This is a genomic window from Massilimicrobiota sp. An142 (assembly GCF_002160725.1).
In the GTDB taxonomy this organism is placed as follows: Bacteria; Bacillota_I; Bacilli_A; order Erysipelotrichales; family Coprobacillaceae; genus Allocoprobacillus; species Allocoprobacillus merdigallinarum.
The window spans coordinates 78,306-92,760 of the sequence record NZ_NFLD01000005.1 but is presented as its reverse complement, the minus strand read 5'-3'; the positions used below and the strand labels follow the sequence as shown (position 1 = coordinate 92,760).

Genomic DNA, 14,455 nt, shown 5'->3' with positions numbered 1-14,455 from the left:
CTGATATAATAATCAGAAGATATAGTCTATTCCCCTACTTAAATATCGGGAAACCGAGGGTGTAAAAGGATATCGACGAAGATTTCGAAAATCGATACCGTTATATGATTATTGAATATGTACAGGCTAAATATGGTTTCGACCATGTCAGCCAAATTGTCACATATAACGAATTAGGTGTAAAAAGTATTATCAAGAACGTTGGAAAAGTCCTAGGTATTCCTTATGCAGTAACAGACGACCTTTCCAAAAACGTTCCAAAAACTATCCGTAAACATGTCTATCTCGATGAAGAAGATACATGGGAAGATAGAGACGAACCCGTCAAGACTCTCGATGACCTCAAAAATCTTAAGTTTTTCAAAGACAAGATTGATAATAACGAGGACATTGCCCAGCTTTTTAAAATTGGAAAGCTTTTTGACGGATTACCATCATCAACCGGAAAACATGCCTGTGGAGTCATCATTGGTCCAAAGCCTCTGAATGAATTCGTGGCATTGATGGAAGTTGATGGGGTTCTGGTTTCCCAATTTGAAAAGAAAGCATCAGAAGCTATCGGACTTCTTAAAATGGATTTCCTTGGGTTGATTACCTTAGATATCGAAGAAGAAACTCTAAGACTCATCAAACAAGTTCATGGAGTTGACGTGGATTTGGATAGGATTCCTATGGATGACAAAAAAGTATTTGAACTGTTGCAGAAAGGACAGTCTGCAAAAGTGTTTCAGTTGGAATCTCAAGGAATGCAAAATCTCTTGAAAAAAATGCATCCAACAAATTTTGGTCATATAAACGCTGTAATTTCCCTATTTCGTGAACATACAGGCGACGTATTATGGCAACATAGTGCGAAAAACCTCTTTATATGCTGGAAACTCCTAAAGCTCATTTCCCCTCTTATATAAGTAAGATGGGTATCGAAAGATAGAAACAAGAAAATGAGATGACATATGGTGAAATAAAAGCCTCAATTGAGGTCCTAAGTGTTATAAACAATGGATAATCAGCAGAGAAACTTACAAATAAACATAACATTTTAAAATATGGCATCTAATGCCGGAGTGATATATTGACTATTGGAATATATATGATAAAAAATAGAATAAATAGCAAAAAGTATATTGGACAAAGTATTAATATTGAAAAAAGATGGAAAGACCATATAAAAATGTCTCATACAAATATTAGGAATAATCATTTATATAATGCTTTAAAAAAATATGGCATAGAAAATTTCGATTTTAGTGTTCTTGAAGAATGTACGAAAGATGAATTAAACATTAGAGAAAAGTATTGGATAAATTATTATCAGACAGTAGATAGAAATAAAGGGTATAATGCTACTTCAGGTGGTGATAGTCATTATTACCTTAGAGATGAGAGTAAACAAAAAATATCCCAAACGAGAAAAGAATTATATGCAAACACAAATCTCGCTGAAGTTTATTCAATAGCTATGAAAAAGAAAATTGCAAAGGATGATACCTACTATAAACAATTAGCCAGTCAACAAGCACAAGATAATATAAGAAAAATTAAATCGTTAAATAAAAGAGCTTATTGGTCTAATGAAGAAAACAAAAATAAAGCAATTAAATCTGTAGCTAATAACTGGAAAGATGAAGAATATAGAAATAAAAATCTTGCTCAAAGAGAATTAGCTTATAATTCTTTACTCCAATTAACAATGGATGGTAAAACATACATATTTAACAAAACTTTAGATTGTGCAAATTGGTGTATAGAGCATAACATATGTGACAAGAAACCATCATCAGTTACAGGTGCAATACGTGCACATATGAGGCACAATTCAAGAATGTTCATGGGTAGAAATATCCAAATCAGAAGAATTCCAAAAAACAATGTTTAATTATTTGTAAGCCTCCCAGAGACTACCTAGAGGCATCCCACGTGGATGATTGTATAGTCCAGCTTCACAGTATATATTACTGGTGGGTGAAAGCTCACGTTGAAGTTGCCGGGTCCAATGCAGTTTATTGATAACTATCTTGAAGGTATGAAAAACCCTTCAAAAGTCCATTATCCTCATCCATTATACGAAAACTCTTCAAAGGAAACATATGGTATCCTCGTCTACCAGGAGCAGATTATGCAGGTGGTACAGGATATGGCAGGTTTCTCTTTAGGAGAAGCTGACATATTAAGACGTGGAATAGGAAAGAAAGATAAGCAATATATTGATATGATGGAAGAAGAGTTTTCCAAACGCTGTCAGGACAATGGTGTTCCTGAAAAAACAGCAAAAGAAGTGTACGCTATGATTAAAAAGTTCGCAGAATACGGATTCAACAAATCACATAGTGCAGCCTATGCTATGATTTCATATCAGACAGCTTATTTAAAGGCACACTATCCTGAATGTTTTATGGCGGCCAACTGTACTATCAATGCCGATGATAAGGATAAGTTAATTCCATGTCTTGGAGAAATCAGAAATCTTGGTATAGAAATCCTTCCACCAACCCTTCAAGACTCCCTCTCTCAATTCTCTATCGAGAAGCATGAGGGGCGTTATGCCATTCGTTATGGACTCAATGGGATTGAAGGAATTGGGGAAGATGTGGCAAAACTCATCACATCCCTTAAACATTCCCCATCTCTTTACGAATTCATAGATAAGTTCCCAACAATTCGTACTAACCAGTTAAGCAACCTTATCAATGGTGGTGTCTTTGATAAATGGGGAGTCCGTAAGGAAATGAATGAGATTGTTCCATCCATTTTAGAAACTGTCAAATATCATCACAAAATCTCATCCATTTATGGAAGGACGATATTAGATGATATCATCGGAGAAGACAGTTATGAAGGGATTGAATATGGATTACAGGAAAAAATGAATCTAGAAAGAAAGGCTATCCACATCTGTCTCAATGGTCATCCATTAGAACAGATTCGACCTGTGCTCAAAGTCTATCAAGATACTATTCATGATTTAATGGATATGGATGATGGAACAGATGTGCAGATTCTCTGTCAGATAGATGATATTCAAAAGATTACGACAAAGAAAGGCGATGATATGTGTTTCTTGACATTAGGTGATGAATTCGATGCGATTGAAGGTGTTGTTTTCCCTAAGACCTACGAGGGTATTGAACATCTCATCAATGAAGAGGAAATTGTCATTGTCAGTGGACGTATTCAAAAGAAAGAAGACAATGGTGAAATTTCAACCACTCTTATAGTCAATGCCATGAAAAAAGCATTGGATAGAAAGCTGAGAATCTATATTTATAAGGATACTCTTTCTCAAATTAAAACAGACATTGCTCAAAAGAATGGATTATCTGAAGTCATCAGTGTAGATTCAAAGAATCTTTCCGTTCATAAGGAAGACTTTTATGTTGACTATATGAAGACAACTGAATATCTTATCCAGAATAAGATTCCATTTCTGGCATAAACGAATAGACTTCAGCCTCTGGTTGAAGTCTTTTTTTTGATTTATTTATCATATGAGCCTCAATAATATTTGTATTATTCCTAATTTTACTTGTTATTTTCCTAAATTAATGATATAATATGCTAGAGCTGGAAGCAATCGTCTAGATTAGCTCCTCTTTGGAGGAATTATTATAAAAAAACTTATTATCGCTGAAAAACCTGATGTCATGAAGAAATTCATCAATGCATTAGAACCATCAGCAAAAAGTCATAAATATGCAAAATACACCTACTTTTATGAGGGTACTCAATATATTTTTGCCTCAGCATGTGGACATCTTTTTCAAGCCAAGATGCCAGAAGAAATTGATGCAAACAACAAGCAATGGAAAATTGAGAAACTTCAATTGCCTGATATCTTACCACTCAAAGCTATTTCTTCTTCAAAAGCCTATTTCAACTGCTTGAAAGAGCTTGTTAAAAGAAACGATATTGATGAAATTGTTGTCTGTACTGACCCAGACCGTGAAGGACAACTCATTTGGGCATTAATTGCTAAGAATCTCAAAATGTCTGCTCCTGTTACAAGAGTCTGGATTCATGAATGGACAAAAGCTGGTTTATCTAAGGCCTTCAAAGATAGAAAAGATAATACTTATTATAAAAACCTTGAAACAGCTGGATTATGTCGTATGCAGGCAGACTACTTCATTGGGATGAACGGAACAAGAGTCAATACAAAGGCCTTTGGTGGATATAAGAACGTCATTAATGAAGGTCGTGTTCAGTCCCCTACTCGTTTTCTTGTGGCTAAACTTGAAAAAGAAATTCAAAACTTCAAGCCAGAAGATTACTGGACTATAACATTGACAACAACAAGTGATGACAGTGAACATTTGTCATTACAGTCTGGTCGTTTATCTCATAAAGAAGCATCATCTTTAGAGGCTCAACTTCATTCCTTACCATATACAATGCACAAGGAAGTCAATTTGAAGGAAGTGCGCTGTCCAATGCTTTACAAAACCAATGATGTTAATATGGAAGCCATTAATGCTTTAGGATTATCGGCTGAAAAAACGACCAACATTCTTCAAAAACTCTATCAGGACTATGGTTTAACAACATACCCAAGAACAGATATTCAACAGATTTCTGTATCTTCTAGCAAAGAAGTCATGAAGATTGTTGATAGTTTGGATGGAATTGGATTAGTTGATGAAATTATTGATGATATTAAAGAGAATCATCGTACATTCCAAAAGCATCTTATCAACTTCTCAGCTGGAGAAATGCCCCATGAAGCCATCACGCCAACATATGATGGTGAACCATCAAAGATTATTGGTCAATTATCATCAGAAGAAAAAGCTGTATATTTGATGGTTGTGAAAAGATTTTTACAGGGATTCTATCCACCTGCTAAGGTTGAGGAAACAAAAGTATCGACAGATGCAAATGGAGTCAAGTTCTCATGCACAGGAAAAATCATTGTTGAGGCTAATTGGATGAAGATTAATGGCATTCCAAAGGATAATATTCTACCTCATATCACTGATGGTAAGGATTATCATTATGTCAATCATAAGGTAGAAAAGAAAACAACAAAACCACCTGCAAGATACACTGAAGCAAGTTTATTAAAAGCCATGGAAAATGCAGGAAGATTTGTTGAAGATAAGAAAGCAAAAAGCATTTTGAAAGAAGTGAAAGGTATTGGAACAGAGGCGACTCGCTCTGACATCCTCAAAAAACTTTATAAGACTGGTTTTCTTGTGAAGAAAGGAAAAGTCATCTATCCTACCGATAAAACGATGGCACTTGTCGACATCCTTCCAAATTCTCCTCTTACATCTCCTATGATGACTGCACAGCTGGAAACAAAGTTATCTATGGTTGAAAAAGGGAAGATGAGTTTTAAGGAGTTTATGGGAAGTGTCAATGAACAGGTTGATGAACTGGTTAATTCTGCAAAAGACAACAGTGGGAAAACAATCGACTCTGTAGCACCAATAAAAAGTCAAAGTAGCCAAAAGTCATTAGATAGTATAGGAATTTGTCCATTCTGTGGTAGAGAAATGAAAGAAAACAGCAAGTCTTATTACTGCCCAGGGTACAAAGATGGGTGCAATTTCTCAATATGGAAAGAAATCGCCGGTAAAAAGATTTCCAAAACAACTGTCAGAACACTATTAAATAAAGGACAGACAAGTAAGTTAAAAGGTTTTACTTCACGTAATGGAAAGAAATTTGATGCCGTTTTACATATCAATAAAGGTACACATAAAGTAGAATTCAAATTCTAGAGGTGAAGGGAGTGACATATTTATATGATGAAAAACAGGCTATGGGATTAAAAAAAATATCATTCGCCACATTATTTACATTACTTTTATTCAGTATCACAGTCTTAAGGTATATGGCCATTTGGCAAGGTTTGATTCTCATCTTCCTAGCAGTCATCTTGATAATCATAGGACATACTATCTACACTCACCCTATTTCAGACATTATGAAAAGGCATAATGATAGTGTTGTGATAGATGATGCTATTACATTCCATGTTAATGATAAAGAATATACGTTTCATTCCATTGATAAAATACACATAGCTCCAAGATACTTCAAAATCACTGCAGAAGGAAAATCTTATAAATTTTATCGTGTATATGAGAAAAATAATGAACTCGCTAAAGAAATTGAACATTGGGTACTTCAAAAGGATTAGTCTCTTCTTTTTACTAAGCCTTTTGCTAATAGGCTGTACCCAACATGTACCAGGGATTGAAGGAGAATGGATATTGAACAATGGAAGTGTCATGGTGATATCTGAAGATGAATTTTACTGGTATCAGGACAACACAAAAGAGAGTTATTATCATGCCACTTCCCCTACTGTTTTAACACAAGAAGATGCATTAGAAGCCATTCAAGCACCAGAATCCAATAAAGCAAGTCTATTAGAAAAACATATCTATTATTATAAAATGAATTATGATACCTTTATTTTGAATGGTGAAAACTATTCTTCTTCATTATCTAAGCAAAGCAGTGAATTTGCTTTTCAGATGAATGGTATCAATAGCTTAAGCATAGTCAATCTCAACACCAACGAAGAATTCTCAGCAACACGACTGGAGGGATAAAACATGAAAAAGATAATTGAAAAAATTGGATTTGTTCTTTTATGTTTAGCTGTTTTTTTTGGTGTACAAGTGACATTTGCTACTGCCATAGTATCAGGAGAATCAATGCATCCCACTTACGAAGACAGGGATGTCGTTCTAGGCGTTAAAATAGATAGAAACTATGCCCGTCAGGATGTCGTTATTGTTGACTGTTCCCAATACAACATAGGAGCAGAATATATCATTAAAAGAGTCATTGCTGTTGCTGGCGATACAGTCGCTATTATGGATGGATATCTTTATATCAATGGAGAAAAACAAGAAGAATCCTATATCAGTGAACAGATGTATTCTGACATGGAAGAAGTGACTGTTTCTCAAGACTGCGTATTTGTCATGGGTGATAATAGAAATAATTCTATTGATTCTAGAATTATTGGTGAAATTAATGTAGAGGACGTTTATGCCAAAGTCGTATACGAAAATGATTTCATATCCTCTCTATTTCATAAGCTATATAAAAAGTAAAAGAGAATGAAAAATTCTCTTTTTTGTTATTTCCCTAAATTTTTCTTGATATTTTTTAGGATTTATGGTAAAATAGACTTGTGAAAAAGCTAAAGACAAATGCTATTAGCAAGGAAAAGAGGTTATGATATGAAAAACACATACATTAAAATTTACGGTGTCATTTATATTCTAGCACTGTTATTTATATATTTTTTTACATCTATTTCTATGATTGGTTTTATTATGATGACATTAATTGGCATTGCCAGTTTTGTCATCATAGGCTTATATTATTATAAAATGAAGACTATTGAGATTGAAAGAAATGAATATAAGGATAAAGCCAAACTGATTGCAACTGCTTATTTACAGGAAACTAAGAAAACAGCAGTCAATTCTTCTGCTGACAGTAATAAAATTAAAGATATGATTAATGAAAAGATGACTGAAAAAAATGTTGGCAATGAATTTACTCCTTCTCATAGCGATATCACTTTAAACGACATCGCCGGATTTAAAGAAGTAAAGGATGAATTATACGAAATCATCGACTTTTTAAAGCAGCCCTCAAAATATCATAGTATGGGAGCAACAATTCCTCATGGAATCCTATTTGAAGGCCCTCCAGGCACAGGGAAAACATTACTTGCCAGAGCTGTAGCTGGTGAAGCAGGTGTGAAGTTTTTATATACTTCAGGTTCTGAATTCGTTGAAAAGTTTGTTGGAGTTGGAGCTGAAAGAGTGAGAAAGCTATTTGACTCTGCAAGAGAAAGCAAGGAACCATGCATTATCTTCATTGATGAGATTGATGCAATGGGAGGAAAAAGAAGCAGTAACGGTTATAACAAAGAAAGTGAACATACGCTTAATCAGTTATTGGTTGAGATGGATGGATTTACCAAAGATAATAACTACATTGTCATTGCTGCCACAAATCGTAAGGATATGTTAGATTCTGCATTGCTTCGTCCTGGACGATTCGATAGACAAATTTATGTCGGTTTACCAACATATGAAGAACGCATTGATGTCCTTAAGTTGCACGCAAAGAATAAAAAGATTGATAATTTGGATTTTGAAAGTATTGCTAAGAAAACACAGGGATTTTCTAATGCTGAATTAGCTGCACTTATGAATGAAGCGGCACTTTTAGCTGTCAGATTCCATCAAAATGCTATCAATGATTCCCTTATTGATGAAGCTGTGGATAGAGTCTTGATGGGACCATCAAAAACAACACATCAGTATACTGATAAAGAAAGAAAAATTGTCGCTTATCATGAAGCAGGTCATGCCGTTGCTGGTCTTGTCCTGGAAAATGCAAAGAAGGTAGAAAAAGTCACAATCATTCCTCGTGGAGAAGCTGGAGGATACAACCTCATGATGCCAAAAGAAGAAACATTTTTCCCTACAAAAGGCTCTATTCATGATGAAATCGTTGGGTTATTATCAGGTCGTGTCGCAGAGGAACTTTTCTTCGATGATATAACGGCTGGTGCATCCAATGACATTGAAAAAGCTACGAATCTTGCCAGAAGATATGTTGGCTCTTTTGGGATGGGGAAAATGGGATTGATGAAAGTTGATAACCAAGCCTCTCAAGAAACTCAAAAGAAACTTGATGAGGAAGTGAATACCCTTTTAAAACAATGCCATGAAGAAGCAACTCATATTATCAAGGAAAATCAATCACTTTTAGATACCATTGCTAAAAGTCTTCTAGAAAAAGAAACCTTATTAGCACAGGATATCGAAAAATTATATATAAATGTAAAAGAGGCTGCCTAAGACAGTCTCTTTTTAGGAGGTGTATATGCTTTATTTAGATATTATATTGACTTTTATCTTACTGGTATTAACAGCCTACAGCGATGCAAGGAAACGAATCATACCCAATTATATGACATTACCATTTATTCCTATAGGTATTATCAATAGCATGTTTTTATATGGATGGTTGGAAGGATTGAAAAATCAGATATGGTTGATTCCATTATTTATTATATGTTTCATCCTTTTTAAACTCCACCAAATAGGAGGCGGAGATGCCAAACTGATGTTAGCAGTAGGTTCTCTATTAGGTATGGAAAACAGCCTCCTACTCTTTCTTATCACATTTGTTGTTTCATGGTTCTATTGCTTATATAAATTTATGCAAAAAAGAAAGAATCATGGTGGAAGCTTAAAAGAAAAACAGAGCATTATGATTCCTCTGGCTTTGATGATGTTGATTGGATATATTATATTTCTAATGATACTGTTAGTAATTACTCATTAAAAAAAGTTGATTTTTTTTCAACTTTTTTTAATCATTATTATTTATTTTATTTATAATATAATTGTTAATCGCTTTCATGGTTGGACAAAAATAATTAACTCCAAGGTTGTTATCATATCTATAACATCCACTTCCACACACAAAAGATAGTGAGCAATTTTTACAGTTTTCTTCATAATTTCGTCTTGATTTAATTATTTCTGTTAAATATCTTGAGGAGTCAATAATATCATATAATGAAGAATTATATAAATTTCCAATTGCATTATTTTTATCATATGCATTATCACAAAAGAATACATTTCCATAGGAATCAAAAGACATATACTGCCCACAATTTTCCCTACTACATGTTGCACATGTATCACTACAATACCCTAGTATTTTTGCAATAGACTCATTAAATTCTCTAATATTTAACTCATAATCACCATTAAAATATAAATCAAAAAGTTCTTTTAGGAAAAAAACTAATTCTTTCGTATCAACACTATCATCTGAGTCATCATTATAACAATAATTAAGACTTAGATTATGTATATCATTTTTAATACAGAAATCATACATTTCTTTTGCATAATTAAGATGAGAATTTGTAATTACACTAATTATTCCATAAGAGATGTTATTCTGATTTAATAATTGTATATTCTCTAAAACTTTATCAGTGCACTTTTTCTGACCTAATTCATTATAATGGAAATTAAGAAAATCAGGGCCATCAATACTAATTCCAACATCCATATTCATTATTTGAAATAATTCAATCCATTGATTATTAATATTGTAACCATTCGTTTGAATTGAATGTAAAATATCCATTTGATAGTTATGTTTTAACTCATTTTCAAAATTATATAACTCTTTATAAAAGGTTATGGGTTGAAGTAAAGGCTCTCCACCATGAAAAATTATTCTCATTCTTTTATTTCCCATCTTAGCATTATATTCAAATGTTTCTTTTATTATTTTCTTACATAATTCGAGTGTCATTAATTCTGAATGTAATTTTTTTTGTGAATAATAACAAAATTCACAATTAAAGTTACATGAATCAGTTACTTTAATTATGGGTATGATAAAACTCTGCATTAACATATCATTTTACCTCCTATTATTAATAATCATCAAAAAATAGATTAATTAAATCAATTATTTTTAGTAAATCCTTTTGTCCATAATCAAAAATAGGATTATATTCTGAAATTGATAAAAACTGTGCCTCCCTGTTTTTAGATAATGAAATTATTTCACGAATTTGATTTAGCGAAAGCCCATTTGGGATATAATCTGAATAACTGGCAAATTCACTTTCATCTATTACATCTAAATCTATATCTATCATATTTATTTTATTCATATCTATTTGTAATAACTCTTTATAATCTTCTTTAAAAATCACTTTTGTATTTCTAATAAATGAATGATGTCTATTTTTATCTCTACAACCCACCAACAAAAAATTATTATCATGAGATATGTATTTTAAAAAAGTAGAATGGGATAAATCGTTTTGAGGATAAAAATCTCGATGAGCATCTAATATTAAAAAATTAGATAACAAGTTAGATTTAATTATATGTTTATAAACAGGTAATATAGAAAGATGATTTCCACCAATTACACAACATTTTGAATTATCTATAACCTCTTTATCAATAATATCTTCTACTTTTAATAAATAATTTTCCGGACTTTCATTGATTTTTTGTTCAATAATAAAAACAGAGTATTTCTGAGTAGAGAAGTTATCCTTTATTATATTATATGCAGCTCTAGGGCCTGATTCACATGCAGGATTTCCACCAAAAGCAAATGGTAATAAAAAAATATAATTCATATATGTGAAAAGAGGCTGTAACGTAATAATCGTTACAGCTCTTTAAATTCTATCTATGAGAATCATTCCATGCTCCATTTGTATACTGCATATTTCTAGAAATTTTGGAATTTTTCTCAGCAATTGAAACTCTTTTCTTTACAGATTTTAATACACGTTTTCCATTCATAATTATTCTCCTTTCTATCGTTTGTTATCTATATCTAATATAATTATATTCCTATTCCTAAATTATATCAATATAGAAATGAAAAAGTGGGTGGAACGCTTTGCTAGAGTTAAAAATATTCATATTCGTTATCTTCCCACCCTCCTTTTTCATGCAATTAAATAATATTCTTTAGAATTTTACTTGTATTGACAGCGTCGTTTAATGCGTTATGTTGTTTCCCTTCAAATTCTCCATACTTCTTAACCATGCTTGCTAATGATGGCAAGTTTTTTATTTTGTCCTGTAACATCGTATATGATTGAATATCGATGAAATCCATACTTTGAAATTCTTTAACTAAATGATAATTTTTGCACTCCTTTTCTATAATCTTAGGGTCTCTTGTTCCCCATACAACATAAAAAGTATTTTCATCGCCTACCCATTCTAAGAATTCTTGAAAGACATTAGCAAAGTTTTGTGCTTCTTGTAAGTCTTCCTTCTTCATTCCTAGCAAATCCAAAAGAGATTGTTTTGGTAAATGAAGGGGTTTGACAAGTTTATTGAAAGAGTCGCTTTCTTTTACCCGAGTTCCATAGTTGTATGATAAAAGCCTTTGAGCTCCAATTTCAATAATTTCTGTCCTTTCTTTAGATTTCGTAAATTCAATGTCCAATACGATATATTGTCCATCTAATCTGTCTGACATTCTTTCACCCTCCTTTATAAAAAAAATGTATCAGTGAGATACATTCATCGTTTATTTCTACATGTATAGTATAACATATTTAAAAAAGAAAAGGTCGGAACGAATAATAAATAATGATTCGTCCCAGCCTATACTATCTTTCTACTTTTAAAATCTGTTTAAAAATCTTGAACATCTCATTAGGCAATTCTTTCACGTCTTTTACGCAGACATGATTATCATAGATGACGCCAATATTTTCAAAATTAAAATCTCCAATCCCAATTCCAATTGAATGGACGTTGTAATGCTTTTTGAAAGTATTGATAACTTCTCTCATGTCATCGATTGCCGGTTGTCCACCATAATTGTGTCCATTTGGTTGTCCATCACTCAAGATGATAAAATACAAATCCTCGTCATCTTGTGCATGTTTAATTAATTCTCTACAAACATGGAAAATTGCCAGGCCATCTCTGTTGCATCCTCTAGAACTCATTTTAAATAATGAGTTCAATGCTGTATTTTTCTTACATTTTTCATATGAGATGTACTTTCTGAGTTCAAACTCATCATCTTCATCATGGCCATAAACAGCAAATGGGATTTTGAGTTTTTGTGCAGCTTTTGCAATCATCCAACATCCTAATATGGCATTATACAGTTCTGTACCATACATGCTTCCAGATTCGTCTACAAGAATAGCAAATCTTATTTTGTTTGTCTTACCTTCGATATCCTTTTTAAATAACTGGCAGTCTGTTTTGATTCTATGAAGATTTGAGAAATCAATATCTCCTTCATAACGTCCTCTTGATGTATCATCCATGCCTTTTCTCATAAGAACTTTTTTAATTTTTTTAGATAATTCATTAACATAGATGTTCAAATTATCTTTTTGAATTGTTTTTTGGGCTTCTTTTCCTTCACGAGAATCTGATAAATCCAAAACATCATTGATGTCTGTTATGCTGATTCCAATACCTTTATGACAGCGTCCTTCGGCTGCTCTGATATTATGGTCGCTTTTAATTAATGAATCTTGAACCATATCTTCATTTCGCTGAAAAGTCTTTTTTGCATTATTTAATGCCTCTGTCATATCAGTAACACTTTCATCACTTAACTCTTCACTTGTTTTTGTCGCATTAGGGATTGATGTTCCATTTGGCCCATCACCTGAACCTCCTCCTGATGTAGCATTATTATTTTCATTTCCTGTGCCTGCGCCATCTGCTCCCTGTCCATCATGTGAAGCGTCTCCTTGGTTTGAACCCTGTCCACCAACACTTAATAGCTGCCCTGTTTGATTGGCTTTGTTTTGTAATTGTTTCTTTAGGCTATCAGGCAGAGGTAAACTATTCTTATTTGATGTAGGCTGAGGTTGACTTCCTCCTTTTTGCCCAGGCAATCCATTTCCTCCTGCTTGAGTTGGCTGGCTTCCTGGACCACCTGTTGATTGAGTAGATGCATTTGCGTTTTGTTGCATGTTGTTCAACTGGTCTTCAGCATAATCAATATCTCTGATATAAGCGTTTGTTAAGTCTTGCGCTATCTTCTCGATAATTGGTTGACACATATCCAAGAAGACTTCACTGGAAATATTTCTATCTTCTGTTGTATTGGACATAAATCTCACATATTGACAGATATCCTTAATCTGATTGATTTCTGCAGGCTCAAAAGTATGCGATATGATAGTCATATCAATAGCCATTCTATATCCTGCTGTAGCCATTAATCTGGCTTCAGTGATAATTCCATCCAAAGTGGCTTGATTCCAGTTGTCTGAATCCAATGGAATCGCATCGTTATTGATGCCATCTAATTTATGTTGTGTATCTTTTTCTACAATATAATTTCTTGTAAAAGCAATGCTTCCATTTTCATCTTTACCCATTTCTGACATGACTCTCTCTACTGCAGCATCTTCAAAAGAGTTTAGGACATCTGGTAGATTACTTGCCTTAGTAAATTCTAAAATGGCATCATACAATTTTGTTTCACAGTCCTGTTTGAGAATAGGGTCAGATTCTTGATAGTATGCCTCTCCGATTGCCTTGATTTGATTTCTTAACTGATTCACATTATCTGCGTTTTTTCTAATCACATCAAAATCACTATATAAAACATGACCGGATTCATGTAAAATCACGCCTTTAGCAAACAGATGATAGTGAGATGTTGAAAACTTATCATCTCTAAACATATTCAAGTCAATATTCATCAATGTCTGACCTTTATCATTAACACTTGTAAAACTTCCTGCATTTAAAAGCATTTTAAATTGAAGAGGCTGTTTACAATAAGTTTCAGCCATACTTTTATAGCTGGCTCTATAACCTTTACTTGTAAGCAACTCAATGCCAGTTAAAATCTTCTTAACCTTCTTTTTCATTAATTTTCCTGTTTTTCTTTTCATAATTTACTCCTTCCTTAAAATAAA

The 14,455-nt window shown here is 33.0% G+C and carries 13 protein-coding genes; 9 read left to right on the top strand and 4 right to left on the bottom strand.

The genetic code is table 11. The annotated features are described in order from the left end of the window. The first annotated feature begins 71 nt into the window (after nucleotides 1-71). The 9 genes from B5E87_RS03670 to B5E87_RS03630 all read left to right on the top strand — a co-directional run bounded on the left by B5E87_RS03670 (nucleotide 72) and on the right by B5E87_RS03630 (nucleotide 9,330). Nucleotides 72-908 carry a DNA polymerase III subunit alpha gene (locus B5E87_RS03670; RefSeq protein WP_275112294.1) on the top strand — a complete coding sequence of 279 codons (837 nt, stop codon included), beginning with the start codon at nucleotides 72-74 and terminating at the stop codon, nucleotides 906-908. Nucleotides 909-1,090: 182 nt separating this feature from the next. Further along, a complete protein-coding gene (locus B5E87_RS03665) occupies nucleotides 1,091-1,876 on the top strand; it encodes a GIY-YIG nuclease family protein (RefSeq protein ID WP_158095541.1) in 786 nt (261 codons plus the stop codon). Nucleotides 1,877-1,975: 99 nt separating this feature from the next. Beyond that, nucleotides 1,976-3,433 (top strand): helix-hairpin-helix domain-containing protein, encoded by a 1,458-nt coding sequence (locus B5E87_RS03660; RefSeq protein ID WP_143746875.1) that lies wholly within the window; start codon nucleotides 1,976-1,978, stop codon nucleotides 3,431-3,433. Nucleotides 3,434-3,599: 166 nt separating this feature from the next. Then, nucleotides 3,600-5,720, top strand: coding sequence for a type IA DNA topoisomerase (locus B5E87_RS03655; RefSeq protein WP_275112293.1), 2,121 nt, complete (start codon nucleotides 3,600-3,602; stop codon nucleotides 5,718-5,720). Between the two features lie 11 nt (nucleotides 5,721-5,731). Beyond that, nucleotides 5,732-6,142 (top strand): hypothetical protein, encoded by a 411-nt coding sequence (locus tag B5E87_RS03650; protein WP_087243572.1) that lies wholly within the window; start codon nucleotides 5,732-5,734, stop codon nucleotides 6,140-6,142. 73 nt (nucleotides 6,143-6,215) lie between these two features. After that, nucleotides 6,216-6,560: a hypothetical protein gene (locus B5E87_RS03645; RefSeq protein WP_087243571.1), complete on the top strand. Its 345-nt coding sequence runs from the start codon at nucleotides 6,216-6,218 to the stop codon at nucleotides 6,558-6,560. A gap of 3 nt (nucleotides 6,561-6,563) precedes the next feature. Beyond that, complete coding sequence (gene lepB, locus B5E87_RS03640) at nucleotides 6,564-7,070, top strand: signal peptidase I (protein WP_087243570.1); 507 nt, start codon at nucleotides 6,564-6,566, stop codon at nucleotides 7,068-7,070. A 129-nt stretch (nucleotides 7,071-7,199) separates the two neighbouring features. Beyond that, nucleotides 7,200-8,840, top strand: a complete 1,641-nt coding sequence (locus B5E87_RS03635; protein WP_087243569.1) for an ATP-dependent metallopeptidase FtsH/Yme1/Tma family protein — start codon at nucleotides 7,200-7,202, stop codon at nucleotides 8,838-8,840. A 25-nt stretch (nucleotides 8,841-8,865) separates the two neighbouring features. Next, complete coding sequence (locus B5E87_RS03630) at nucleotides 8,866-9,330, top strand: A24 family peptidase (RefSeq protein ID WP_087243568.1); 465 nt, start codon at nucleotides 8,866-8,868, stop codon at nucleotides 9,328-9,330. A gap of 27 nt (nucleotides 9,331-9,357) precedes the next feature. Here the strand turns inward: B5E87_RS03630 and B5E87_RS03625 are convergent, their stop codons facing one another. The 4 genes from B5E87_RS03625 to B5E87_RS03610 all read right to left on the bottom strand — a co-directional run bounded on the left by B5E87_RS03625 (nucleotide 9,358) and on the right by B5E87_RS03610 (nucleotide 14,431). After that, nucleotides 9,358-10,428: a radical SAM/SPASM domain-containing protein gene (locus B5E87_RS03625; protein WP_087243567.1), complete on the bottom strand. Its 1,071-nt coding sequence runs from the start codon at nucleotides 10,426-10,428 to the stop codon at nucleotides 9,358-9,360. A gap of 19 nt (nucleotides 10,429-10,447) precedes the next feature. Next, entirely contained in the window at nucleotides 10,448-11,170 is a 723-nt protein-coding gene (locus B5E87_RS03620; RefSeq protein WP_087243566.1) for an arginase family protein, read from the bottom strand. 326 nt (nucleotides 11,171-11,496) lie between these two features. Next, the gene (locus B5E87_RS03615) at nucleotides 11,497-12,030 is read right to left on the bottom strand and encodes a 3'-5' exonuclease (protein ID WP_087243565.1); all 534 of its coding nucleotides are present in this window, start codon (nucleotides 12,028-12,030) and stop codon (nucleotides 11,497-11,499) included. 133 nt (nucleotides 12,031-12,163) lie between these two features. Further along, a complete protein-coding gene (locus B5E87_RS03610; RefSeq protein WP_087243564.1) occupies nucleotides 12,164-14,431 on the bottom strand; it encodes a vWA domain-containing protein in 2,268 nt (755 codons plus the stop codon). Nucleotides 14,432-14,455: the final 24 nt, after the last annotated feature.